This is a genomic window from Nocardia sp. NPDC004568 (genome assembly GCF_040609955.1).
In the GTDB taxonomy this organism is placed as follows: Bacteria; Actinomycetota; Actinomycetes; order Mycobacteriales; family Mycobacteriaceae; genus Nocardia.
Genome location: NZ_JBEXLL010000031.1, coordinates 23,804 through 48,360 on the forward strand (window position 1 = coordinate 23,804; position 24,557 = coordinate 48,360).

Annotated in this window: 22 protein-coding genes; 12 read left to right on the plus strand and 10 right to left on the minus strand. The window is 69.1% G+C overall.

All coding sequences use genetic code 11. The features are described 5' to 3' along the window. Positions 1–77: 77 nt before the first annotated feature. Positions 78–1,907, plus strand: coding sequence for a hypothetical protein (locus ABZV91_RS16250; protein WP_355241641.1), 1,830 nt, complete (start codon positions 78–80; stop codon positions 1,905–1,907). 8 nt (positions 1,908–1,915) lie between these two features. Here ABZV91_RS16250 and ABZV91_RS16255 read toward each other — a convergent pair whose 3' ends face one another. Together ABZV91_RS16255 and ABZV91_RS16260 are read right to left on the minus strand one after the other, a co-directional pair. Continuing rightward, positions 1,916–3,931, minus strand: a complete 2,016-nt coding sequence (locus tag ABZV91_RS16255) for a glycoside hydrolase family 15 protein (protein ID WP_355241644.1) — start codon at positions 3,929–3,931, stop codon at positions 1,916–1,918. A gap of 42 nt (positions 3,932–3,973) precedes the next feature. Beyond that, complete coding sequence (locus ABZV91_RS16260; RefSeq protein ID WP_355241646.1) at positions 3,974–4,636, minus strand: class I SAM-dependent methyltransferase; 663 nt, start codon at positions 4,634–4,636, stop codon at positions 3,974–3,976. A gap of 83 nt (positions 4,637–4,719) precedes the next feature. Between ABZV91_RS16260 and ABZV91_RS16265 the strand changes: the two genes are divergently transcribed. The 7 genes from ABZV91_RS16265 to ABZV91_RS16295 all read left to right on the plus strand — a co-directional run bounded on the left by ABZV91_RS16265 (position 4,720) and on the right by ABZV91_RS16295 (position 11,847). Next, a complete protein-coding gene (locus ABZV91_RS16265) occupies positions 4,720–4,929 on the plus strand; it encodes a hypothetical protein (RefSeq protein WP_355241648.1) in 210 nt (69 codons plus the stop codon). Positions 4,930–5,128: 199 nt separating this feature from the next. After that, the gene (locus ABZV91_RS16270) at positions 5,129–6,100 is read left to right on the plus strand and encodes a sulfate ABC transporter substrate-binding protein (RefSeq protein WP_355241737.1); all 972 of its coding nucleotides are present in this window, start codon (positions 5,129–5,131) and stop codon (positions 6,098–6,100) included. A 111-nt stretch (positions 6,101–6,211) separates the two neighbouring features. Beyond that, positions 6,212–7,012, plus strand: coding sequence for a sulfate ABC transporter permease subunit CysT (gene cysT, locus ABZV91_RS16275; RefSeq protein WP_355241740.1), 801 nt, complete (start codon positions 6,212–6,214; stop codon positions 7,010–7,012). Further along, complete coding sequence (gene cysW, locus ABZV91_RS16280; RefSeq protein WP_355241650.1) at positions 7,009–7,815, plus strand: sulfate ABC transporter permease subunit CysW; 807 nt, start codon at positions 7,009–7,011, stop codon at positions 7,813–7,815. The genes cysT and cysW overlap by 4 nt, the downstream gene beginning before the upstream one ends. Before the next feature lie 216 nt (positions 7,816–8,031). Next, positions 8,032–9,027: a sulfate ABC transporter ATP-binding protein gene (locus ABZV91_RS16285; protein ID WP_355241653.1), complete on the plus strand. Its 996-nt coding sequence runs from the start codon at positions 8,032–8,034 to the stop codon at positions 9,025–9,027. A gap of 194 nt (positions 9,028–9,221) precedes the next feature. Beyond that, positions 9,222–10,235, plus strand: coding sequence for a diiron oxygenase (locus tag ABZV91_RS16290; protein ID WP_355241656.1), 1,014 nt, complete (start codon positions 9,222–9,224; stop codon positions 10,233–10,235). A gap of 19 nt (positions 10,236–10,254) precedes the next feature. After that, positions 10,255–11,847 (plus strand): FAD-dependent oxidoreductase, encoded by a 1,593-nt coding sequence (locus tag ABZV91_RS16295; protein ID WP_355241658.1) that lies wholly within the window; start codon positions 10,255–10,257, stop codon positions 11,845–11,847. Between the two features lie 114 nt (positions 11,848–11,961). On the opposite strand, the gene ABZV91_RS16300 is transcribed toward ABZV91_RS16295, so the two are convergent. Beyond that, positions 11,962–12,801 (minus strand): NAD(P)H-binding protein, encoded by an 840-nt coding sequence (locus ABZV91_RS16300; RefSeq protein WP_355241661.1) that lies wholly within the window; start codon positions 12,799–12,801, stop codon positions 11,962–11,964. A 64-nt stretch (positions 12,802–12,865) separates the two neighbouring features. Here ABZV91_RS16300 and ABZV91_RS16305 point away from each other — a divergent pair, with 64 nt between their 5' ends. After that, positions 12,866–13,261: a helix-turn-helix domain-containing protein gene (locus tag ABZV91_RS16305; RefSeq protein ID WP_355241664.1), complete on the plus strand. Its 396-nt coding sequence runs from the start codon at positions 12,866–12,868 to the stop codon at positions 13,259–13,261. 75 nt (positions 13,262–13,336) lie between these two features. Here the strand turns inward: ABZV91_RS16305 and ABZV91_RS16310 are convergent, their stop codons facing one another. Beyond that, a complete protein-coding gene (locus ABZV91_RS16310; protein WP_355241667.1) occupies positions 13,337–14,296 on the minus strand; it encodes an Lrp/AsnC family transcriptional regulator in 960 nt (319 codons plus the stop codon). Between the two features lie 726 nt (positions 14,297–15,022). On the opposite strand from ABZV91_RS16310, the gene ABZV91_RS16315 reads away from it, so the two are divergent. Together ABZV91_RS16315 and ABZV91_RS16320 are read left to right on the plus strand one after the other, a co-directional pair. After that, on the plus strand, positions 15,023–17,104 hold the full coding sequence (locus ABZV91_RS16315) for an Hsp70 family protein (protein ID WP_355241670.1): 2,082 nt from the start codon (positions 15,023–15,025) through the stop codon (positions 17,102–17,104). 83 nt (positions 17,105–17,187) lie between these two features. Beyond that, on the plus strand, positions 17,188–17,985 hold the full coding sequence (locus ABZV91_RS16320; RefSeq protein ID WP_355241673.1) for an HAD family hydrolase: 798 nt from the start codon (positions 17,188–17,190) through the stop codon (positions 17,983–17,985). Positions 17,986–18,163: 178 nt separating this feature from the next. Here the strand turns inward: ABZV91_RS16320 and ABZV91_RS16325 are convergent, their stop codons facing one another. The 6 genes from ABZV91_RS16325 to ABZV91_RS16350 form a co-directional block, all read right to left on the minus strand. Next, the gene (locus ABZV91_RS16325; protein WP_355241676.1) at positions 18,164–18,913 is read right to left on the minus strand and encodes a sirohydrochlorin chelatase; all 750 of its coding nucleotides are present in this window, start codon (positions 18,911–18,913) and stop codon (positions 18,164–18,166) included. Continuing rightward, on the minus strand, positions 18,913–20,241 hold the full coding sequence (locus ABZV91_RS16330) for a GTP-binding protein (RefSeq protein WP_355241679.1): 1,329 nt from the start codon (positions 20,239–20,241) through the stop codon (positions 18,913–18,915). The genes ABZV91_RS16325 and ABZV91_RS16330 overlap by 1 nt, the downstream gene beginning before the upstream one ends. 1 nt (position 20,242) lies before the next feature. Next, positions 20,243–21,175 (minus strand): sulfate adenylyltransferase subunit CysD, encoded by a 933-nt coding sequence (gene cysD / locus ABZV91_RS16335; protein WP_063060014.1) that lies wholly within the window; start codon positions 21,173–21,175, stop codon positions 20,243–20,245. After that, on the minus strand, positions 21,172–21,900 hold the full coding sequence (locus tag ABZV91_RS16340; protein WP_355241683.1) for a phosphoadenylyl-sulfate reductase: 729 nt from the start codon (positions 21,898–21,900) through the stop codon (positions 21,172–21,174). Before ABZV91_RS16340 ends, cysD begins: the two co-directional genes overlap by 4 nt. A 32-nt stretch (positions 21,901–21,932) precedes the next feature. Then, positions 21,933–23,666 carry a nitrite/sulfite reductase gene (locus ABZV91_RS16345; protein ID WP_355241686.1) on the minus strand — a complete coding sequence of 578 codons (1,734 nt, stop codon included), beginning with the start codon at positions 23,664–23,666 and terminating at the stop codon, positions 21,933–21,935. A 127-nt stretch (positions 23,667–23,793) separates the two neighbouring features. Then, positions 23,794–23,886: an Ms4527A family Cys-rich leader peptide gene (locus tag ABZV91_RS16350; RefSeq protein WP_355241689.1), complete on the minus strand. Its 93-nt coding sequence runs from the start codon at positions 23,884–23,886 to the stop codon at positions 23,794–23,796. A 207-nt stretch (positions 23,887–24,093) separates the two neighbouring features. Here ABZV91_RS16350 and ABZV91_RS16355 point away from each other — a divergent pair, with 207 nt between their 5' ends. After that, positions 24,094–24,522 (plus strand): SgcJ/EcaC family oxidoreductase, encoded by a 429-nt coding sequence (locus ABZV91_RS16355; RefSeq protein ID WP_355241692.1) that lies wholly within the window; start codon positions 24,094–24,096, stop codon positions 24,520–24,522. Positions 24,523–24,557 lie beyond the last annotated feature (35 nt).

The window sequence follows — 24,557 nt, forward strand, 5'->3', positions numbered from 1 at the left end:
GGTTCACGACCGGCGGGGTTCCGTCCGGTCGTACGGGAGGGACGATTCGACTGAGCGCGGTCGAGGACACCGATGTTGTGACCGAGAGTGAGGAGCAGGGCTTGTCTGCCGTAGCCGGACCGCGGGCCGCCACGGTGAAGAACCCGGATGTGATGGCCCCCCTCATCCAGATCATCGATGAGCTGCGGGACGTATCGCGCACCGCGAGTCGTAACGACCTGCGTGGCCGGCTCGGGATGGTGCGCGCCCGGGTGGCCGACACCAGGGTGCGGCTGGTGGTGGTCGGTCCGCCGAAGAGCGGGATGAGCACCCTGGTCAACACCATGGCGGGGGCGCCGATCAGCGCCACCGACAGCGCGATCAGCGTGCCCGCGATCGTGGAGTACGGTCCGGAACCCTCCGCCACCCTCATCCGGCGGGAGGGTGGGGGTCGAATCCGTCGGCAGCCCGTCGATCCGCTGAATCCCACTCCGGCGCTCACCGCCAAAGGTGTGATCCGGGCCGATTTCACCCAGCCCAGCCCCTTGCTGGCCGAGGGGATCGTGCTGATGGACGCCCCCGGCGCGGCCGTACAGGACCGCAGCACCTGGTCGATGATCGCCGCCGCCGACGCCGTGCTCTACGTGAGCGATGCGGATGCCGAATTCGACCGGGAACAGATCGCGCATCTGCGCCGGATCGGGCAGGTGTGCCCCACGGTGATCTGCGTGCTCAACAAGATCGACCGGAACCCGCACTGGACACACGTGCAGGAACGCAACCGCGAACTGCTCGACGCCGCCGGCCTGGGCTTCGCGGTGGCGCCGGTCTCGGCCAGACTCCACCAGGAGGCACAGCAGTCGGGCGATCAGCAGCGGGCGATCGAATCCGGTCTCCCGCAACTGGTCGAGCATCTGCGCGACTACGTGGTCGCGCACGCCGACGCGGCGGCCGTACAGTCCGCGGTACGCGATATCCGGCTGGTCGGTGACCATCTCGGCGTCACACTGCGCACCGAGGCCGACGCGCTGCGTGATCCGCGCCGCCGGGCCCATGTCACCCAGCAGCTGGCGACGGCCCGCGATCAGGCCGATCAGCTCCGCCAGCGCACCGCGACCTGGCAGATCACGCTCGCCGACGGCAGCACCGAACTCATGGCCGATATCGAACACGATCTCCGGCATCGGCTGCGCATCCTGGTGCGCGACGCCGAGGCCGAGATCTCGCGTAGCGATCCGGCGACCCGCTGGGCGCGCTTCGGTACCGATCTCGAGGCCAGGATCGCCGAGGCGATCGCGGAGAATTTCGAAACGGCCAACTATCGTGCCGAGGAACTGGGCGAACAGGTGGCGGCACGCTTCCCCGCCGACCACCGCCGCCCTGATCTGCCCGATATCCGCCCGCAGTATCCCGCGGAACTGCTGGAGAACGTGGCACCGCTGGAGCCGCTGCAGAGCGCGAAAGCCGGTGTCACCGAGCAGTTCCTGTCCGCGTTGCGCGGTTCCTACGGCGGTATCCTCATGGTCGGCCTGGCCACCAGTCTGCTCGGTATGTCCCTGGTGAACTGGTATTCGGCCGGTGCGGGCATCCTGCTCGGCCTGCATGCGCTGTGGGAGGACCGGCGCACCCGCCGGCAGCGGCGTCAGGCCGAGGCCAAGGTGGCGCTGGCGCGTCTGATGGACGATGTGGTCTTCCAGGTCGGCAAGGAATCCCGGACCCGCCTGCGTGAGGTCCAGCGGGTGCTGCGCGATCATTTCACCGATATCGCCACCGACGCGTTGCGCACGGCGGACGAGGCGCTGCGGGTCGCCGAGGAAGCGGGCGCCCAGTACGGCGATCGGGGCGCGGAGCGCCTCGCTCGGCTGGACAGCGAGATGGGTAAATTGCGCGACCTGCGCCAGCAGGCCGACAGTTTCGTCGCCGCCTGACCTCCCGCCTACCGCCGGGGGCGGCTGCGCCACGGGGTGCCGCCGCCGGTCTTGCTGTGGGCCGGGCGGAACGTTCCGGCCTCCTGGGAGCCCTCGGCCCGGATCAGGTGGGTGACCGCGTTGATCAGCGCCAGGTGGGTGAACGCCTGCGGGAAGTTGCCCAGATGCCGGCCGGTGGACGGGTCGATCTCCTCGGCGTAGAGCTTGAGCGGGCTGGCGTGGGTGAGCAGTCGTTCGCACAATCTGCGGGCGCGGCCGATCTCACCGATTTCCACCAGCGCCGATACCAGCCAGAACGAGCAGATGGTGAAGCTGCCCTCGGGGCTGACCTGGCCGTCGTCGGTGGTCTCGTTGCGATAGCGCAGCACCAGGCCGTTCTCCGTGAGCTCCTCGGCGATGCCGAGCACGGTCGCGCGGACCCGCCGGTCGTCCGAGGGCAGGAACCGGGTGAGTACCACCAGGAGCAGGGATGCGTCGAGCGTCGTGCCGCCGTACACCTGGGTGAAGCGGCCGCGGTCGTCCACCCCGTGGGCCAGCACATCGGCCCGGATCTCCTCGGCGATCCGATGCCATTCCGCGGCGATATGTGCCTGGCCGTGGAGTTCGGCGATGCGCGCGCCACGGTCCAGCGCCACCCAGCACATCACCTTCGAGGAGGTGAAGTGCTGGGGTTCGCCGCGGACCTCCCAGAGGCTGCGGTCCGGTTCGCGCCAGTGGTCGATGGCGGCGCCGACCTGGCGTTCCAGCATGGGCCACAGCGTCTCCGGTACGTGCTGACGAGATTTCACATGCAGGTAGACCGCGTCGAGCATGGTGCCCCAGATATCGTGCTGCTCCTGGTTGTAGGCGCCGTTGCCGATCCGGACCGGCCGGGCGTTGCCGTACCCGGACAGATGATCGAGGGTGCGCTCGGTGAGCTCGCGCTCCCCGCCGATCCCGTAGAGCACCTGCAGGGGTACTGCCTCGCCGTCGGGTCCGGTGGTGGCGTCGTGCAGGAAGGCGAAGAAATCGTCGGCCTCCCGGTCGAGGCCCAGGGTGTACAGACCCCACAGGGCGAAACTGGCGTCGCGCACCCAGGAGTAGCGGTAGTCCCAGTTGCGCTCGCCCCCGGGTGACTCCGGCAGCGAGGTGGTGGCGGCGGCCATCAGGGCGCCGGTGGGGGCGTAGGTGAGGCCCTTCAGGGTCAGCGCGCTGCGCTGCAGATAGCGCCGCCAGGGGTGGTCGGGGAAATCGCCCAGGGTGATCCACTGCCGCCAGCATTCGACGGTGGTCCACATCTTCTCGGCGGCCTCGGCGAAGGTCTGCGGCGCGGGTAGTTCCGACCAGGTCAGGGCCACGTAGGCGCAGTCGCCCTCGTGCATCCGGGTCCGGGCCCGGGCCTCGCGCCCCTCCAGGCCCAGCCGCAGATCGGTGGTGAGCACCAGGGTGGGCCCGGCGGTGGGGTCGGCGGCACACACCGCGGAGGCCTCCTCGTACACCTTGCCGGTGTACTCCCAGGTGGCCGAGGCCCGGTGGTAGTCGAAGGACGGCTCACAGCTCAGCTCGAGCTCGACCGTGCCGCTCACGCATTTGACCGTGCGCAGCAGCATATGGCCGGCGTCCCAATCGGTCGGCGTGCGGCGATGGGTGCGACTGCGCTGTTCGGTGCTGTGCCACGGCCCCAGCACCAGCGCGTCCCGGACGATCAACCAGCCGGCTTCGGTCTGCCAGGTGGTCTCCAGGATCATGCCGCCGGGCAGGTAACGGCGGGCGGCGGGCACGGTGCGCCCGTAGGGACCCAGCCGGAAATGGCCGGCACTGCGATCGAGGATGGCGCCGAAGACACTCGGTGAATCCGGGCGCGGGACACACATCCACTCGACCGAGCCGTTGCTGGCGATCAGGCAGGTGGTCTCGCAGTCGGACAGGAAGGCGTAGTCGTCGATGACCGGGAAGTTGCCCTGTGACGACTTGTTCTCGGGCGAGACGGCCGGGAAGGTGCCCGGTTCTCCGTCGGCCGACGGTGCGTGCTCGGGACTCGGCATACCCCATCATGTGTCGCGCGGCCCCGAGCCGTCCACCACGGTTCAGGCGAGGCGGCGGATCCGGGCCAGCCAGGCGGCGAGTCGCACCTTGCCCGCGGCGTCGGGCGTGAGGTCCCCGGCCCGGTCGGCGACCGTCTCGGTGATCCGGCCGTAGTAGTGGTCGGGCCGCAGGTCCTCGACCTTCCAGCCGGGGCCGGCGAAGGAGTCGCGGATCATCGCGGCGCCGATCCGCGGGCCGAACCCGGGCTCGGTGTCCGAGAGCGCCAGGATGTGCACCTCGCCGCCCGGCGCGCACAGGCGGTGCAGCGTCCGGACGTAGTCGGCCCGGGCCGCGGCGTCGGCGACGAACACATGGAACAGCGCACTGTCGACGATCGTGTCGAAGGTGCCGAGGGGGTTGTCGCCGGACCGGGCGAGGGCGACCATATCGGCCACCTCGAACCGCGCGGCCGGCACCTTCTTGGCCGCGGCGTTGCGGCGCGCGTAGGCGACCGCGCTGGGGGACAGGTCCACGCCGAGCACGTCGTAGCCGAGGGCGGTGAGCGCGATGGTGTGCTCACCGGCGCCCGCGCCGGGGTCCAGGACGCGGCCCCGGATCCGGCCGGCGCGTTCCAGTGCGACGATCGCGGGCTGGGGTTCGCCGATGATCCACGGGGCGGTGTCGTTGTCGTAGGCGGAGTTCCATACCTCTGGTGCCTGTGTCATGACCTCAGCCTGCAATCTCGAGTCGGGTTGAGGTCAAGGCACGGGTCGGAACGGCCACTGTGCGGTGTTCTACGCTGGTCGCCGTGGAGCGTATTGCCGACTGGTGGGACGGGTTCGAGATGTGGGTGGCGGGGCTGCCGTTCATACCTCAGTTCCTCGTGGTGCTGGTGGGTATGGTGCCGATCAGTTTCGCGATCGCCTACCTGATCGACCGGCTCCTGCACGTGGCGGGTGTCGCGCTGGGCCGCGACGACGCCGACGGTGGCCGCGACGCCGGAAACGAGGTGTGCTGATGCCGCGCTCACGGGTGCAGATCGCACTGCTGGCACTGCTGGTGCTGGTGATCGTTGCCTGGCTGTTCACCCGGTGACGCGGGCTGTCGTGCGCGCCGGCGCCCGGTTCGTGCCGGGCGGGCGCGGAGCCGGTGAGCGGGCCGGCACGCGTACCGGCCGGCCGGTACCGCGCCTGCCGGCGGTGCTGGTCGCGGCGACGATGCTGTTGGCCGGGTGTGCCGGTGGATCCAGTGACGAGGTCGGCGGCGGCGGGGCCGACGGCAGCGGTGGAACCGTCGATCTGTACGCGTACGCCATCCCCAAGCCCGGCTACGACGAAGTGATCCCGAAGTTCAACGAGACCGAGGTGGGTGCGGGTGTCGAGGTGCGTCAGTCCTACGGCGCGTCGGGGGACCAGTCCCGCAAGATCGCGCGCGGTGCGCCCGCCGATGTGGTGAGCTTCTCCCTCGAACCCGACATCACGCGTCTGGTCGACGCCGGACTGGTGGATCCGGACTGGAACGCCGACGCCACCCGCGGAGTGCCCTTCGGGTCGGTGGTGGTGCTGGTGGTGCGGTCCGGGAATCCGAAGAACATCCGCACCTGGGACGATCTCCTGCGTCCCGATGTCGAGGTGGTGACGCCCAACCCGTTCAGTTCCGGTTCCGCGAAATGGAATCTGCTCGCCCCCTACGCCGTGGCCAGCGCGGGCGGACAGAACCCGCAGGCCGGGGTGGACTACCTGAACCAGATGCTGACCCGGGTGCGGGTACAGCCGAAATCGGGGCGGGAGGCCACCGAGGCGTTCCTGCAGGGCACCGGCGATGTGCTGATCAGCTACGAGAACGAGGCGATTTTCGCCGAACGGCACGGCGATCCGGTCGAGCACATCGTGCCGGAGGCCACTTTCGAGATCGAGAACCCGGTGGCGGTGCTCGAACACGCCCCGCATCCGGAGAAGGCGATCGCCTTCCGGGATTTCCTCTATACGACCGAAGCGCAACGTGCCTGGGCCGACGCGGGCTTCCGCCCGGTCGATCCGGGCGTGGCCGCCGAGTACACCGACGTCTTCCCGCAACCGCCCACCCTGTACAGCGTCGCCGACCTCGGCGGCTGGGAGACGGTGGAAACGGAACTGTTCGCGCCCGAGTCCGGCACCATCGCTGTCGCCTACGACAAGGCGACCGAGTAGTCGGGTGACCCCGACCACACGCGATACTCGATACTCGTGACCACCAGCACCGCCTCCGACCACGCGCCCGCCGGCCCGGATCCGTCTCCCCGCAGGCCGCTCGGGTCGTGGTTGCGGTTCACCGGTTCGGTGGGTCCACTCGGTATCGCCACCGCGATGCTGTGGCTCAGTGTGATCGTGCTGCTTCCGCTGGCCGCGCTGACCTTCAGCGCGTTCGACGACGGCTGGTCCGGGTTCTGGGGCGCGGTCACCGACCCGGCGGCCCTGGCGTCGCTGCGGGTGACGGTGCTGGTCTCGCTGGCGGTGGCGCTGCTGAACGTCGTGATGGGCACGATGATCGCCTGGGTCCTGGTCCGGGACGATTTCCCGGGCAAGGGCCTGGTGAACGCGCTGATCGACCTGCCGTTCGCGCTGCCCACGATCGTCGCCAGCATTGTGCTGCTGGCCCTGTACGGACCGCAGAGTCCGGTCGACATCCATCTCAATGCCACCCGGCCGGGCCTGGTGGTGGCACTGGCCTTCGTGACCCTGCCGTTCGTGGTGCGTTCGGTGCAGCCGGTGCTCATCGAGGCCGATCGCGAGGTGGAACAGGCGGCGCTGTCGCTGGGCGCCGACAACTGGACGACCTTTCGCCGCGTGGTACTCCCGACGCTGGCGCCGGCCATCATCAGCGGTGGAGGCCTGGCGTTCGCGCGCGCCCTCGGTGAATTCGGCTCGGTGGTGCTGATCGGCGGCAATATCCCGTGGGAGACGCAGGTGGCCTCCCAGTACATCCAGCAGCAGATCGAGATCGACCGGCCGGTGAACGCGGCGGCGGTGTCGGTGGCGCTGCTGGTGATCGCGTTCCTCGCACTGCTGGTGCTGCGGGTGTTCGCCGAGCGGACGGCGCGTAAGGAACGTGAGGCCCGATGAAACTGTCCGCTCCCGGCCGGATCACACTGCGCGTGCTCGCTCTCGGCTACCTGTTCGTCCTGCTGGTGTTGCCGCTCGGAATCATTCTGTACCGGGCGTTCGGCCGGGGGATCGGGGCGTTCATCGATCAGATCAGCACGCCCGCCGCCATCTCGGCCTTCAATCTCTCCATGATCATCCTGGTGATCGTGGTGCCGGTCAACGTGATCCTCGGGGTGGTGATCGCCCTGGCCCTGGTACGCGGCGACTTCCCCGGCCGCCGGTTGCTACAGGGCGTTGTGGATCTGCCCTTCGCGGTCTCACCGGTGGTGGTGGGTGTCGCGCTGATCATGCTGTGGGGTGTCGACGGCTGGTTCGGTGCGGTCACCGACTGGGGTTTCCGGGTGATCTTCGCGCTGCCCGGAATGGTGCTGGCGACCATTTTCGTCACCATGCCGTTCGTGGTGCGCGAGGTGGAACCGGTGCTGCACGAGATCGGCGACGACCAGGAACAGGCGGCGGCGACCCTGGGGGCGTCGCGCTGGCAGACGTTCTGGCGGATCACCGTTCCCGCCATCCGCTGGGGCCTGACCTATGGCGTGGTGCTCACCGTGGCCCGCGCGCTGGGCGAGTTCGGCGCGGTCATCATGGTGTCGTCCGGGTTCCCGGGTGTATCGCAGACGCTGACCCTGCTGGTGCACGAGCGCTACATCAACGATCACAACGATTTCGGCGCGTACTGTGCCGCCACTCTGCTGATGGGACTCGCGCTCATCACCCTGCTGTTGATGACGCTCCTGGAACGTAAGCGGAACGCGTCGTGAGGCGCCACCTCCACCGCCACCTCGGTGTCCGCCCGCGTCCGGTACCGGCTCCGAGGTGCGGTACCGCGGCCGATGTCCCGGCCGCGGTGGACCGCAGGAACCCGACGCGAAGGAAGACACCTTGACGCGATACCTCCGCCTTCCCGCCGGCCGTCGCGGGCCGCATGTATCAGCTTCGAAGAAGGACATTTCGTCTGTGTGTGCCGGAGGCCGCCCGTGATCACCGTGACCAACGCCCGCAAGAACTACGGTTCGTTCGCCGCCCTCGACGATGTCAGCCTGGACATCCCCTCGGGTGAGCTGACGGCGCTGCTGGGCCCGTCGGGGTCCGGGAAGTCGACGCTGCTGCGCTCGATCGCGGGGCTGGAGAATCTCGATTCCGGCGTGGTGACCATCGGCGGCCGGGATGTGACCCGGGTGCCGCCGCAGAAGCGCGATATCGGTTTCGTCTTCCAGCACTACGCGGCGTTCAAACATATGACCGTCCGCGACAATGTGGCCTTCGGGCTGACCATCCGGAAGCGGCCGAAACCCGAGATCGCGACACGCGTCGACGAACTGCTCGGCATCGTCGGTCTCGACGGTTTCCAGCACCGGTATCCGGCGCAGCTGTCCGGCGGGCAGCGGCAGCGCATGGCCCTGGCCCGGGCGCTGGCGGTGGACCCGCAGGTACTGCTGCTGGACGAGCCGTTCGGCGCGCTCGACGCGAAGGTCCGCGCCGATCTGCGGACCTGGTTGCGTCGCCTGCACGAGGAAGTGCACGTCACCACTGTGCTGGTCACCCACGATCAGGAGGAGGCGCTGGACGTGGCCGACCGGATCGCGGTGATGAACGCCGGGCGGATCGAACAGGTCGGCAGTCCCGAGGATGTCTACGACCGGCCCGCCAGCGAGTTCGTCATGTCCTTCCTGGGCGCGGTGGCGCGGCTCAACGGGCATCTGGTGCGGCCGCACGATATCCGGGTGGGCCGGGACTCGAATATGGCGCTGGCCGCCTACGAGGGCACCGCGGAATCGGCGGGTGTCACCCGGGCGACGGTCGAGCGGGTGGTACGGCTCGGGTTCGAGGTGCGGGTGGAGTTGCGCAACGCCGCCACCGGCGATCTGTTCACCGCCCAGGTCACCCGCGGTGACGCCGAGGCGCTGCGCCTGGCGGAGGGCGAGACGGTCTACGCCCGCGCGACCAGGATCCCCGAGTTGCCGGTGCGGTGATCGAGGGCGTCGGCGTCGGCGCCGCGGGGGCCTTCGGGCCCGACCGGCGGCTGCTCCCCCACGCTGAGCTGGAGTGATGCTCGCCACGTCCCCGGTGTGACCCGGCCGCCGCGGGTAGTCGTGTTGACGTACCCCGGCGTAGCTGTAACTATGGGAAACAGTTAAGCCCGAATCATCGACGAGAGGCAGTGACGATGACGTCTTCAGCCACCACGGTCTCCGACGACCAACTGGTCGCGCAGGCCCAGGAATACGCGGAGAAGCTGCTGCTGCTGTCCGAGGGTTCGGTCAACCGGAACTTCGATCCGTTCACCGATATCGACTGGGATCATCCCGACTTCGCCGCGGATGCCCGGCCGGAGCGCTGGATTCTGCCCGTCTCCGGGGATACGGTCGGCCGCCACCCCTGGTACCAGGCGCTGCCGCACGACAAGAAGATCGCGCTCGGCAAGTACCGCCAGGCCAATGTCGCCAAGGTGGGCCTGCAGTTCGAGGCCATCCTGATCAGCGGCATGATGCAGCACATCTTCGGCCTGCCCAACGGTGACCCGGAATTCCGCTACTGCTCCCACGAGATGATCGAGGAGCACAACCACACCCTGATGTTCCAGGAGATGGTGAACCGGATCGGCGTCGACGTCCCGGGTATGGGCCCGCTGGTGCGCCAGATCCGGCATATCGCCGTTCCGGTGGCGGTGGCCTTCCCGAACCTGTTCTTCATGGCCGTGCTCGGCGGCGAGGAGCCGATCGACCACATCCAGAAGGAAGTCCTGCGCTCCGGCGAGGAAGTGCATCCGATCATGCGCGGCGTCATGGCCATCCACGTGGCCGAAGAAGCGCGGCACATCTCCTTCGCCCACGAATTCCTCGAGAAGCACGTACCGGAGTCCTCGGCCCGGAACAAGTTCGTGCTGTCGCTGGCCATGCCGATCGTCATGTGGATCCTCGGCCGGGCCATCGTCACCCCGCCCAAGAAGTTCTTCGACGAATTCGATATTCCGAAGAGCGTGCGCAAGGAACTGTTCTACGGGTCCGACGACGCCAAGCGGACCTTCAGCGACTACTTCGGTGACGTCCGCGCCCTGGCCCAGGAGATCGGCTTGATGAACCCGGTGGCCAAGCGGGTGTGGAAGGCGCTGGGAATCGACGGCCACACCACCCGGTACCGCTCCGAACCGCTGCGTGCTGTCAGCGGCAAAGCGGCCTGAGCGGCGGGTAGAACCTCCGATGCCCTACGTCGTCACCCAGTCGTGCTGTAGCGACGCGTCCTGCGTGTACGCCTGCCCGGTCAACTGCATCCATCCCACGCCGGACGAGCCGGACTTCCGGACGGCGGATATGCTCTACGTCGATCCGGCGGCCTGCGTGGACTGCGGCGCCTGTGCCTCGGCCTGCCCGGTGGACGCCATCACCTCCTCGAAGAAACTGACCGCGGAGCAGCAGCCGTTCATCGAGATCAATGCCGACTTCTACCGGCACGCGCGACCGCGTCCGCTGTTGGCGCCCCCGGTGCCGGCGCCGGCGATCGATACCGCCGGGCGCGGGCCGCTGCGTGTCGCCGTGGTCGGCTCGGGCCCCTCGGCCATGTACGCGGCCGACGAACTGCTCACCCGGCCCGACGTGCAGGTGACCGTGTTCGAGCGGCTGCCGGTGCCGTACGGGCTGGCCCGTTACGGTGTGGCGCCGGACCACGCGAAAACCCGCCGGGTGGCCGATCTGTTCGATGTGATGTCGAAGCAGCCGGGCTTCGGGTCCTATTTCGACGTCGAGGTGGGCAAGCACATCTCCCACGAGGAACTGCTCGCCTACCATCACGCCGTCGTCTACGCGGTCGGCGCGTCGACCGACCGCAAACTCGGTATCCCGGGCGAAGGTCTGGCCGGGAATGTTTCCGCCACCGATTTCGTGGCCTGGTACAACGGTCACCCCGACCACCAGCACCACGACTTCGATCTGTCCCGGCGCCGGGTCGTCCTCGTCGGCAACGGCAATGTCGCGCTCGATGTGGCGCGCATTCTGACCAGCGATCCCGAACGGCTGGCCGGGACCGATATCTCCCCGGTCGCGCTGGAGGCGCTGCGGCGCAGCAGCGTGGAAGAGGTCGTGGTGCTGGGTCGGCGCGGCCCCGCCGAATCGGCTTTCACAGTGCCGGAATTCGTCGGATTGCTGGGCGCGGACGTGGATATCGTCGTCGACGGCGAACTGCCTCCGGTCGCGGAAGGACTGCCGTACCAGGTCGAGCGCAAACTGGAGCTGCTGCGCCGGGCCGCGGCACGGCCGTCGGCCGGGCGGCGGCGCATCGTCTTCCGCTATCGGACCGCGCCGAGCCGTATCCTCGGCCCCGACGCCGTCACCGGGATCGAGGTCGAGCGCACCGAGCCGGTGACCGGTGCAGACGGCCGGGTGGGCGCGGTGCCCACCGGCGACTTCGATCTTCTGGAAACCGGACTCGTGCTCACCTCGGTGGGTTACCGGGGTGTGCCCACGCCGGGGCTGCCGTTCGACGAACAGCGCGGGGTCATCCCGAATCGGGCCGGGCGGGTGCTGGAGGCGCCGGACGGGGCGGTGTTCCCGGGTACGTATGTCACCGGCTGGATCAAGCGCGGACCCACCGGCTTCATCGGTACCAACAAGTCCTGTGCGCAGGAGACGGTGCGGCAGCTGGCCGACGATTTCACTGCGGGCCGCCTACCCGAACCCTCCGGTAGCGCCGAGGCGTTCGACCGCCTGGTGCGTGGCCGCCGACCGCAGGCCCGGCCGGGCGGGGCGGTACTGCGCGCCGGGCAATCGGCACGCCGCCGCCTCTTCGGCCGCGCCTGAACCCCCTGCGCGGCGGACCACGCGTTCCTCAGCGTGTTCCGCCGCGCAGTCGTTCGTGCACCGGCTCCGGCGCCGCGCGCACGACCACCCGAACGGCTCTGCGGGGCCGCGTGTTCAGCGGAAGTCGTGCGCGTGGTCCATGGCCCACTGCGCGAAAGTGCGCCCGGGGCGGCCGGTGACCTCCTCGACGACGGCCGATACCTCCGGCGGCGCGGTCGTTCCCGCCTGCCATCCGGCCAGGACGGCCTCGACACCGATCGCGGGCATGGTCTCGCTCAGCTCCGCGCGGGCCCGGTCGACGGAGATCGCCTCGACGGCGACCTCGCGGCCGATGGCCGCGCCGATGTGCTCGACCTGCTGCCGCAGGGACAGTCCCGCCGGCCCGTACACCGAATAGGCGTGGCGTTCATGACCCGGCTCGGTCAGCGCGGTCACCGCCAATGCCGCCAGGTCACGCTCGTGGACGGGTGCTGTCCGCGCTTCGGGATACGGGAGACGGACGACGCCCTCCTCGCGGATCGACCGCTGCCACCACCACAGGGTGTTCGTGGCGAACATACCGGCCCGGAGGAATGTCCATTCCAGACCGGATGTCTCGATGGCGGATTCGACGGTGCGGTGCATTCGAGCGATGGGGTTCTTCTCGGCGTCGGCCTGCAGGACGGCCCCGGACGACAGCAGCACGACGCGCCGCACCCCGGCGGCCTCGGCCGCCGCCACGAAATCCTCGATCCCGTCGGGCTTGGCATAGAGGAAGACACGGTCCGCGCCTTCGAGTGCGGCGGGCAAGGTGTCGGGGCGTTCCAGATCGGCCGCGACGATTCGCGCGTGCGGTGGGAAGTCCGCCGGGTTCGGCTCGCGGCTTGTCGGGCGGACCGGGACGCCCCGCTCCACGAGTCCGGCCGCGACGTGGCGGCCGACGTTACCTCTTGCTCCGAAAACGACTGTGGTCATGGGCGGCAGCGTAGGTCCAGGAGCTTACTTTCGGTAAGAGCATACCCAGGAGTAAGCTCCTGGCGTGACAGTAGGTTCGCAGGCCCGGAAGACCGAATGGCCTTTGACGAGTGACGCGTTCAACAGCGATTGCCCCGCGCGTGAGGTGCTCGACCACATCACCAGCCGCTGGGGAGTACTGATCCTGACGGCGTTGGGGCGCGGGCCGTTACGGTTCTCCGAACTGCACGCCACGATCGGCGGGATCAGCGAGAAAATGCTGTCGCAGACGCTGCGCACACTCGTGCGGGACGGCCTCGTCTCGCGCACCGTCGAGCCCGTCACGCCGCCGCGGGTCAGCTACGAGCTCACCGACCTCGGCCGTGGGCTCACCGCGTCGCTGCACCAATTCCTGGACTGGATCCGCTTGCACACGGTCGAAGTCGTGGCCGCCCAGCGCCGCCACGACCGGGAGAACTGACCGGCGGTCACCGCATCCACTCCGTGCAACGCCCGCCATGTGCTCGTCGCCCGGGCGCGTACGGCGCCGGTGCCGTCAAACCGCCCGGCTCGTCGGGCCGAAACGTTTGGCGTAGGCGGTGATCGGCGCGGTTTCGACCTGCGCGACTCCGGTGAGCGTACCGATCCGTTCGCTCAGGTAGCTGTACAGCGCGCCGGTGTCGCGGCTGATCGTGACGGCGAGCAGATTGTGCCTTCCGGTCGTCGCGCCGAGATAGGCCGTTTCGGTATCCGCGGCGAGACTCGCGGCGACCGTGCGCAGCCGCGCCGGAGCGACCGACAGCCACAGCAGGCACTGCGCGGAGTAGCCGAACAGTGCGGGCTCCACCTCGACGTCGAACAGCAGCATTCCGGCGGCCCGCAGTTCCGTCAGCCGCCGCCGCACCGCCGATTCCGACCAGTCGACGTGCCGGGCCAGTTCCGCGTACGCCGTCCGCCCGTCGGCGGACAGGGCGCGGAAGAGCCTGCGATCCAGGTCGGTGAGCCGGATGGTCTCGGTGGCCGCGGTATCGGGCGGGTGGATCCCGGCGAGCTGGTGCTCGGTGAGTGCGGACATACGCCCGCGCCAGCGCTGGTCCATCAGATGGCGCAGCAGTCGCTGGGCGGTCACCTCGATGACGCCGGGGTGCGCGCTGAGCATCGCCAGCGGCGCCGCACCGTCGCCGGGTAGCCGGAACAGGCAGACGATCTCGGTGCCACCGGACAATTCGGTGACCCAGGCGGTGTCGTGACGGGCGGCCAGCGCCCGCGCCACGCCGGCGGCGGCCCGGGGATGGACCCGGAGGCGCACCAGCCACTGGGCATCCGCGGCGAGATGGCTGTGCGGTACCGCGCTGACGCGGAGCGCGCCGGCGGCCCGAAGCCGGCCGAAGCGCCGGGCGACGGTGCGGTCCGAGACGTCCAGGACCGCGGCGATCCTGCTGAACGGCACACGCCCGTCGATTTGCAGGGCGTGCAGTAGGCACTGGTCGAGAGCGTCCAGCATGACCGATTCCACCCGATCAGAATAGGTCGCCGCCGGAATCCGCCGGTTCCCGAGCGGAGCCCGGCCGCGATCCGGGGACGGCTCACGATCGGACCCTGACCCACACTGTTCACGCCTTCCATGTTTCCGGTCCGGCGGCGACCGTCCCCGTCGCCGAGATCGATCACGCACACCGGGCGCTCGTACTGCGGGAAACGGGACCCGATCACGTGCGGCAGAGCCTCTCCGTTCCCGCGCGCGATGCCCCCCGCGCCGGGCTTGTCACGGCGGCACGGTCGGCACGCAAAACCGCTGCGGCGCAACACGTTCGACTTGTCTCTTCGGGCACGAAGGGAGCCTGGAGCCGGGTATTCCGAAAAGTTCCTGCGTGGGCGCTGTGCAGGGCCGAATAATGACTGCGGATACGGCTACCGGTCCGTTACCGCGGGGTGGGAGGGGTGCTCGGGTGGTGCTGCGTCACCGGGGTTTACGGATCCATCGGCCCGCGTGCATATCGAAAGCCTCGCCACAGAGAGATGTATTGGCTGATCAGAAGCTCTATTTCGAAATTCATTCGCTGTCCCTACGCGAGCGGTGGCCCTGCTCGGATGCGGGAAAGTCTCTCCGCAACTTCGGATTTACTTCTCGATTATTCGATGTTCGGACGGAGTTCCAGCTAACCTGTGGTCGCTGTTTGGAAGACGACCGCGCCCATGGCTCTTTCGAGGACGTGGTCACGGTGCGTTGACGGGATGGCAGATGACTTCTGGGCTGGGTATCAGTATCGGTACGGTGAACGTGGTGTCGGCGCGGATCGGGGGTCCGGACGTCCGGCCGGTGGTCCGGACCCGACGGACCGCCGTCGGATTCGACAGCGGAGGTACCGCGAGACTCGGGGGGATCACCCGGTTCTCCACGGCGATCAACGAATTCGCCGATCTGGGGCGGAATCCGGAATCGGTGTACGTGGACGGGCGGATCTGGTCGCCGGCCACCATCTTCGCCTCGGTGGTGCAGGGGCTGGTCACCGCCGAACCGGCGGCGGGGGTGATCGCCACCCATCCGGCCGGGTACACCCGCAAACAACTCGGCCTCCTGCGGCAGAGCCTGGATCTCGCCGGAGTGGGGCACGTCGAGCTGGTACCGGAACCGGTGGCTGCCGCGCACTGGCTCGATACCGAACACGGGCCGTTGGGCAGTGGCTTCGTCCTGGTCTACGACCTCGGCGGGAACAGCCTCGATGTCGCCGTGGTGCGGACCGGACCGGACTGGCCCGATCATCCGGTGGTCGGTAACGCGGTCCGCTCCTACGAGTTCGGTGCCCGGCCGCTGGGCGCGATGATCGCCCGCTGCGCCGGTGACCGGGCCATCGGACCGGCCGAACCCGATACCGGAGCCGTCTCGCTCATGTCGTTCGTGAACCCGGAGGGTCTGCGGCGCGAACATGTGCGGGATTCCCTCGAGGTGGTCCGGGCCGCGGTGCGCACGGCCGGTGTCGCGCTCTCCGATATCGATCGAGTACTCGTGGTGGGCGGCGCCGCGCGACCCCCGCAGGTGGCCGAAACACTCGCCGAACTCGGACTTCCGGTGACCGTCGCCGCCGATTCGGGGCAATGCGTGGCGCTCGGTGCCGCCGCGATGGCCGCGGAGAGTGTGACTCCGGCGGCCACCCGTGGGATGAAGCATCCGCCGATCTTCTCCGGGGCCGCCCTCTTCTCCGCGGTCGCCATGTCCGCGGCCACCGTTCTCGGCAGCGCTCCGGTGGATACCGAACACCTCGACCAGGACCGGGTTCCGCTGCAGAGCCCGGGGGCGGTGCAGTTCGAGATCCACGGTGAGGCCCGGGTCGAGCGGTCGGACACCGGCTGGACGGTGTCCTATGCGCCGCTGGGCGCCCCCACGATGATCGCGCCCGCCGCGCTGACCCGCCCGTATGGGCCGCCCATGCCCGGTCGTGCACCCGCTCCGGTGAGAACGGCCCCCGGAGCGCCGGCCGACGGTGGGGCCGGAACACACCACACTCCCTGGGACGAACACCCCGAATCCCGGCCACGGCAAGACGATCCCGCGCGGTTCGGCCCTCGGCCGTTCGGCCGTCCCGGGACGCAGCTCCCACCACTCACCGGCGCGGAACCGGATCGACCCGCCCCCGGCGACGGTGGCCCGGGCAGTCCGGAACCGGACGATCCACCGGTAGTGGACGAGCCGGGCGAAGGTTCCGGCGGGCCGGCCGACGGCGGTGACGAATCCGGCGGCGGCTGGCCGCCCGGTGTCGAGATTCCCGGGTCCGGTAACAGTTCCGCCGGCGGCTGGACCGGCGGTCTGCCGGGCGGCGGCTGGACCGCTCCGGGCGGATCCGGAGGGGAGGAGGACAGCGGTGGCGGAGCCGGTCCGGGCGAGTCCGGATCGGGTGAGGACAGCGGTGGTGGACTCGACTCGGGCGGAACCGGAGGGGGCGAGGACAGTGGTGGCGGCTTCGGTCCGGGTGGAGCCGGATCGGGTGAGAACGGCGGCGGTGGTTTCGGTTCCGGGGCTCCGGGCGGACCCGACGGCACGGACAGCGGCGGTGGCGATCGCAGCGGAACTTCCCCCGGGCATTCCGGCGGAGCCGATGCGGATGGATCCGGCGACTCCGGCGGGTTCGGCGGGTTCGGCGGGCGTTCGGGACCCGTCGGCGGGGGACCGTCTTCCGGGACCGCCTCCGGCGGATCGGACTCTTCCGGCGGATCGCACAGCAGTGGCGCGAAGTCCAGGGGTTCGAATTCCTCCGGGGGCGACGGTGGGTCCTCCCGCGGCGGGAATTCGCATGGCGGGTCCTCTCGGGGCGGATCGCACCGCTGAGCCGCGCGAATACGGCCGACCGGCCCGAGCGGTCCGGGAAAATACGGTGCGGCCGGGCGCTGGTGCACGGCACAATCGATGAGGTGGACATTGACGGGGGCCCACCGCGGCTGATCGCGCTCGATGTGGACGGGACACTGCTGAAGACCGGCGTTCAGGTGAGCGCCCGGGTGAACGCCGCCGTGCGCGCGGCGGTCGGGGCGGGTGCGCACGTCGTGGTGAGCACCGGCCGCACCGTGATCTCGACCCGGCCGGTGCTCGACGAACTCGGGCTCGTCCAGGGACATGCCATCTGCTCGAACGGCGCCGTCCACATCGATATCGAGCAGACGCTCCCGGTGGCGGTGCACCATTTCGATCCGGCGCCCGCGGTCACCGCGCTGCGCCGGCTGTTCCCGGACATGATCTTCACCGCCGAACGGGTGGGTGAGGGATTCTGGGCCACCGGAACGAGTCCCGGCGAGTACTACGCCGGCGGCAACTACGTGGTGGTCGACGACCACACACTGGGCAGCCAACCCACACCGCGCCTGAACTGCTGGTGGCCCGAGGGCGCGCCGGAGGAGATGCGCCGGCTGCTGGAGGGGCTGGCGCTACCGGAGATCAGCTGGGTTTACGGCGAATTCGGCCCCTGGCTCACCATCTCCCGGCACGGGATCTCCAAAGGGTGGGCGCTGGAACATCTGCGCCGCCTGCTCGATATCCCGCGTACGGCCACCCTGGCCATCGGGGACGGTTTCAACGATCGCGAGATGTTCGCCTGGGCCGGGCATTCGGTGGCGATGGCGAACGCGCCGGTCGAACTGCACGGTCTGGTGGACGAGGTCACCGACGATGTCGCGGCCGACGGGGTGGCCGCGGTGCTGGAGCGCTGGTTCTGAACTCGGTCCCTCAGTCCGCGGCCGACGCCGTGACGGACGGGCGGCGAAGCGTACGGGAGGCCGGCGACCTCGGCCCACGCCCGCAACCGCGCCCGGCGAATCATGCGGGAGGCCGGCGGCCTCGGCCCCACGCCCGCGACGGCGCCCGGCGGTGTAGCGCAGCCAGTAGTGCCCGGCCTCAGGCCGACAGTGGCAGAACGCCCGCGAGCGCGGCGTCGTAACGGTCCCAAACGATCTCGGCGAGCGCCGGATCCGGGCCGAGGACCTCGGCATGCGGGAGCAGCGGATCCTGGTCGCGCAGCCGGTCGGTGAGCAGGCCGGGCGCCAGGAACCAGGGAGCGACGAGCACACGGTCGGCGCCGCGCGCCCACAGCCGTGCAGCCGCCTGCGTGAGAGTGGGTTCCGCGGTGGCGAAACATACTTCGGTGGGATGGCCGGTCCGGGTCGCGAAACGGCGGGCCAGCCGCGCGGTCCGACGGTTCGCCGCCGCCGACGACGAGCCGACAGCCGCCAGGGCGATACCCAGCCGTGCCGGCGGGCCGTTCCAGCCGTGCCGCTCACGCACCGCCCGCACCCGCTCGCACACCACCTCGAGCAGCCGCGGGTCGGCGCCGAACACTTCGGCCTGGGTGAGTCGCAACCGCGGGTTGCGGGCTGCGGCACCGGCCAGCAGCGCAGGCAGGTCCACGCGGGCGTGGAAGGCGCTGCCCAGCAGTAGCGGGACGACCACCGCGTCGGTTTCACCGGCGGCCGCGACCGAGTCCAGCACCTGCCCGACCGAGGGAGCGTTCAGGTCGAGGAAGGCGAGGTGGGCCGGTGTTCCCGGACGCGCGGCCCGCACCCGGTCCAGGAGCGCGGCAACGGTGGCGGCCGACCGGGGATCCCGGCTGCCGTGCGCCACCGCCACCAGTGTGGGACTGCCGGGCATCAGGCTCCGGTTCCGACCTCGACCGCGGTGAGCACATCCCCGACCAGACCCGCCGCCAGGGTGTTCCCGCCTGCCGGGTCGATGAGCAGGAAACTGCCGGTGTGCCGGTTGGTCCGGTAGTCGTCGGCCGCGATCGCCTCCGCCACCCGCACCGAGATGCGGCCGATATCGTTGAGCGACAGCGTTTCCGGGTTCGGCTCGGCGGCCAGTCGCTGCTCGTCGAAACGCTCGGTGAGCGCGCCCACGATCGCCTGCGTGGTGCGGGTGCCGTGCTTGAGCAGCAGCCGCGCGCCGGGACGCAGCGGTTTGTCACCGAGCCAGCACACGGTGGCGTCGAAGGTGTCGACGGGTTCCGGCGCGTCGGCGGGGGAGGCGATGGTGTCACCGCGCGAGATATCGACCTCGTCGGTCAGCACCAGCGTGACGCTGCGGCCCGCCTGCGCGACGGCCAGTTCCCCGTCGGGGGTGTCGATCCGTTCGACGGTGGTGCGGATACCGGAGGGCAGGACCACCACCTCGTCGCCGGGGGCCACCGAACCCGCCGCGATCTGGCCCGCGTAGCCGCGGTAGTCCGGGTATTCCGGAGTGCGCGGCCGGATGACGTACTGCACGGGGAAGCGCAGCCCCACCGCGTGCTCCCCGGAGTTGTCCGCGTCCACCGGCACCGATTCGAGATGCTCGATCAGCGACGGGCCGCTGTAGTACGGGGTCTTGTCCGAGCGGGTGGCGATATTGTCGCCGTGCAGCGCCGAGACCGGGATCTCCAGCACATCCTCGTCGGACCAGCCCAGCGTCCGGGTGAGATGGGAGAATTCCGCCGAGATCTCCGCGAAGACCTTGGCGGCCGCGGCCTGCCGGCCCTCTTCGCTGGGCTCGTCCAGGCCGATGAGGTCGATCTTGTTCACCGCCAAGACAAGCTTGGGCACACCCAGCAGCGCCAGGACCGCCGCGTGCCGCCGCGTCTGCTCGATCACGCCCTTGCGCGCGTCCACCAGCAGGATCACCAGCTGGGCGGTCGACGCCCCGGACACGGTGTTGCGGGTGTACTGCACATGACCGGGGGTGTCGGCCAGCACGAACGACCGTCGCGGGGTCGCGAAATACCGGTAGGCGACATCGATGGTGATGCCCTGTTCCCGTTCGGCCCGCAGACCGTCCACCAGCAGCGACAGGTCGGGAGTGGACAGGCCCTTGTCCACCGACGCCCTGGTCACCGCGTCGATCTGGTCGGCGAGCACGGATTTGGTGTCGTAGAGCAGACGTCCGACCAGTGTGGACTTGCCGTCGTCGACAGAACCGGCGGTGGCCAGCCTCAATAGGTCGGACATATCAGAAATAACCCTCTCGTTTGCGGTCTTCCATGGCGGCTTCGGAGACCCGGTCGTCGCCACGGGTCGCGCCGCGTTCGGTCAGCCGGGAAGCGGCGACCTCGGCCAGGATGGCCTCGTTGTCGGCGGCGTCGGACAGGATCGCCCCGGTGGTGGAACCGTCGCCGACGGTGCGGTACCGCACCGAACGGGTCTCGAGCGCTTCGCCGTCCCGTGGGCCACCCCAGACGCCGGGGGTCATCCACATACCGTCGCGCTGGTACACCGGCCGCTGATGCGCGTAGTAGATGGTGGCCAGTTCCACGTTCTCGCGGGCGATGTAGCGCCAGATATCGAGTTCGGTCCAGTTCGACAGCGGGAACACCCGGACGTGCTCGCCCGGCGCGTGCCGGCCGTTGTACAGGTTCCACAGCTCGGGCCGCTGTCGCTTGGGATCCCACTGGCCGAAGGCATTGCGCAGCGAGAAGATCCGCTCCTTGGCCCGGGACCGTTCCTCGTCGCGGCGACCGCCGCCGAAGACCGCGTCGAAACGGTTTTCGGTGATGGCGTCCAGCAGCGGGACGGTCTGCAGCGGGTTGCGGATACCGTCGGGGCGTTCGGTGAGCCGGCCGTCGGCGAGATAGTCCTCCACGCTTGCGACGTGCAGGCGCAGACCGTACTTCTCGACCACGTGGTCGCGGAACTCGAGCACCTCGGGCAGGTTGTGCCCGGTGTCCACGTGCAGCAGCGCGAACGGCAGCGGCGCCGGCCAGAAGGCCTTCAACGCCAGATGCAGCAGAACGGTGGAGTCCTTACCGCCGGAGAACAGGATGACCGGGCGTTCGAATTCGCCCGCGACCTCACGGAAGATGTGGATGGCTTCCGATTCCAGTGCGGCCAGGGTGTCGAAATCCGAGAGTCCGACGGAGCGTTCGGTGGTGATGGCTTCGGTCATGAGGCGTGTAACCCGCATTCAGTCTTGGCGAGGCCGGCCCAGCGGCCGCTTCGCGGATCGGAACCCGGCTCCGGCTTCCGCGTGCACGGAGCGCAGCCGATGGACGGATATCCCTCCTCCACCAGGGGATTGACGAGAATCGAATGCTTTTCGATGTAGTCCTGCATCTCGTCGTCGGACCAGGGGGCGATCGGGTTGATCTTCACCAGCCCGAAGCCCTCGTCGAAGGAGATGAGCGGGGCGTTGGCGCGGGTCGGCGCCTCCACCCGGCGGATACCGGTGACCCATGCGTTGTAGGGCGCCAGCGAATTGCGCAGCGGCACCACCTTGCGCAGCCGGCAGCATTCGTTGGCGTCGCGGGCGAACAGATCCTTGCCCAGTAGCGCGTCCTGTTCGGCGACCGTCTGCTCGGGGCGCGCGTTCACCACGTTCACCCCGTACACCGCCTCCACTGCGTCCCGGGTGCCGATGGTCTCGGCGAAGTGGTAGCCGGTGTCCAGGAACAGGACGTCCACCCCGGGCCGGACCTGAGCCGCCAGCTGCACCAGCACCCCGTCCTGCATATTGGAGGCGACGATATAGCCACTGCCGAAGGTTTCGTCGGTCCAGCGCAGCAGCTCGTCGGCCGTGGCATCCGGACCGAGTTCGGCGGCGCCGCGCTCGGCCAGCGCCCGGAGTTCGTCGGCGCTCAATTTGGTGGGCAGCTGTTTCTGCTCGGTGGTCACAGTCGGTTCTCCCGTCACGACGCTCGCGGGTTTCATCGCAGATCGGCTTCCTCGGCGCGGACGGCCCACTGCGCGAACCGTTCCCCGCCCTCGCGGTGCTTGATGAAATTGCGGACCACGCGCTCGATGTAGTCACCGAGTTCGGAGCTGGTCACCTTGTGCTGGCGCAGTTTGCGCCCGAAGGCGCTGTCCAGGCCGAGGCTGCCGCCCAGATGAACCTGGAAGCCCTCCACCTGATTCCCGGCGCCGTCGTCGACCAGCTGGCCCTTGAATCCGATATCGGCGATCTGCGACCGGCCGCAGGAGTTCGGGCAGCCGTTGATATTGATGGTGATCGGGACGTCGAGTTCGGCGTTGATATCGGCCAGCCGCTGTTCCAGCTCCGGTGCCAGCACCTGGGAGCGTTTGCGGGTTTCGACGAAGGACAGTTTGCAGAATTCGATCCCGCTGCAGGCGAGCAGGTTGCGCCGCCAGACCGAGGGACGCGCCTGCAGGCCCAGCGGTTCCAGCTCGGCGATCAGCTGATCGACCTTGTCGTCGGCCACATCGAGCACGATGAGCTTCTGGTACGGCGTGAACCGGATCCGGTCCGACCCGGCGCGCTCGACCGCGTCGGAGACCGCGCTGAGGACACTGCCGGAGACCCGTCCCGCGATGGGGGAGAAGCCGACCGCGTTGAGACCGTTGCGCAGCCGCTGCACGCCGACGTGGTCGATGGGGCGGCTGGGCTGTTCCGGCGCCGGCCCGTCGATCAGCTTGCGCTTCAGGTACTCGTCCTCGAGCACCTGGCGGAACTTCTCGATACCCCAGTCCTTGATCAGGAACTTCAGCCGCGCCTTGGTACGCAACCGGCGGTACCCGTAGTCACGGAAGAGGGAGACGACCGCTTCCCACACCTCGGGCACCTCGTCCAGGGGCACCCAGGCGCCGACCCGCTGGGCCAGCATCGGGTTGGTGGACAGCCCGCCGCCGACCCACAGGTCCAGGCCGGGCCCGTGCTCGGGATGCTCGACGCCGATGAACGCGACATCGTTGATCTCGTGCACCACATCCTGCTGACCGGAGATGGCGGTCTTGAACTTGCGCGGCAGGTTGGAGTACTCCTTCTTGCCGATGTAGCGCCGGACGATCTCCTCGATGGCGGGCGTGGGGTCGATGATCTCGTCCAGCGATTCCCCGGCCAGCGGTGAGCCGAGTACCACGCGCGGGCAGTCGCCGCAGGCCTCGGTGGTCTGCAGGCCCACGCTCTCGATCCGCCGCCAGATCTCCGGGACGTTCTCGATCTCGATCCAGTGGTACTGCACGTTCTCCCGGTCGGAGAGGTCGGCGGTATCGCGGGCGAACTCGGTGGAGATCTCACCGAGGGTGCGCAGCTGCGCGACATTCAGCGCACCGCCATCGCAGCGGATCCGCATCATGAAGTACTGGGCTTCGAGCAGGTCGATGTTCTCATCGCCGGTCCAGGTGCCGTCGTACCCCTGCTCACGCTGGGTGTAGAGGCCCCACCAGCGGAAACGGCCGCGCAGATCACCCTTGTCGATACTGTCGAAACCGTTTTTCGAGTAGATGTTCTCGATGCGGGCGCGGACGTTGAGCGGGTTGTCGTCCTTCTTGGACTGCTCGTTGGGATTGAGCGGTTCGCGATAACCGAGCGCCCACTGCCCCTCGGCGCGGCGGCGCACCGGTTTGCCGGTACGGGCGCGCGTGGGCCGCCCTGCGGGGGCCTCGGGCTTCGCGGTGGGATCGGCGTCGGTGCTCGACGTCATGAAGTGGCTCCTGCTTGTGGTCGTACTCCGGGCTGAAGGCGCGAGGGACTCCGCTCGCGCCCGCGGTGTCAGCGGGCCGAAATCCTCGAAGGGGAATCGCCGGAAATCCGGGGCGGGCGCAGCTGAGCTACCGGGGGGAACCGGGCAGACAACAGGCGCTGCAGACACGCTTGAAGTCGACGTGGCGACGTGCCACAAGTCGTACTCCGGATGCGCGCATGCGGTCTATTGTGCCATGCCGGAGCGCGCGTTCCGATGGCCCTACCAGTATTTCCCGCGAACAGGCGGGAAATTCCCTGGTTCTACGGGTCTATTTGTGACAGCCGTCATATTTTCTCCGGCGGCGGTATCCGGGTGTGGTTCGGACCGGCCACGCGGGTCCGGGGGAGTTGACCTCGAGTTCACTCGAGGTTGCAGGCTCCACATCATGACACTCGAAACCGCGCATACCGGTCACCGTCCCGCCGATATCGATACCGAGACCGCCGCCCTCCACGCAGTGGTCGCGGCCGTGGCGCGCGCCCAGCGCGACGAGGACGTCGAGGGTTTCGTCGCACTCTTCCGAGAAGACGCCATCTGGACCACCGGCCACGGTAAACGCCTCTACGGGCGGGCGGCCGTCGCCGAGTTCACCGCCCGGGTCCTACCCGGGGCCACCGCGCACGGCCACGCCACCTATGACATCGAGCACATCATGTTCCTGCGGCCCGATGTGGCCGCGGTCAAGGTCCGGCAGCGCTACCTCACCACCGCGGGTGACCTCGACAGTGAGGGCACTCCCCTGTACGTCATGACCAAGGAGGACGGCCGCTGGCTGCTGACCGCGAACCAGAACACCCCGATCGTCGAGGGCTGATCCGTGCCCGGTCACACTGGAGGGGTGAGTCCCGC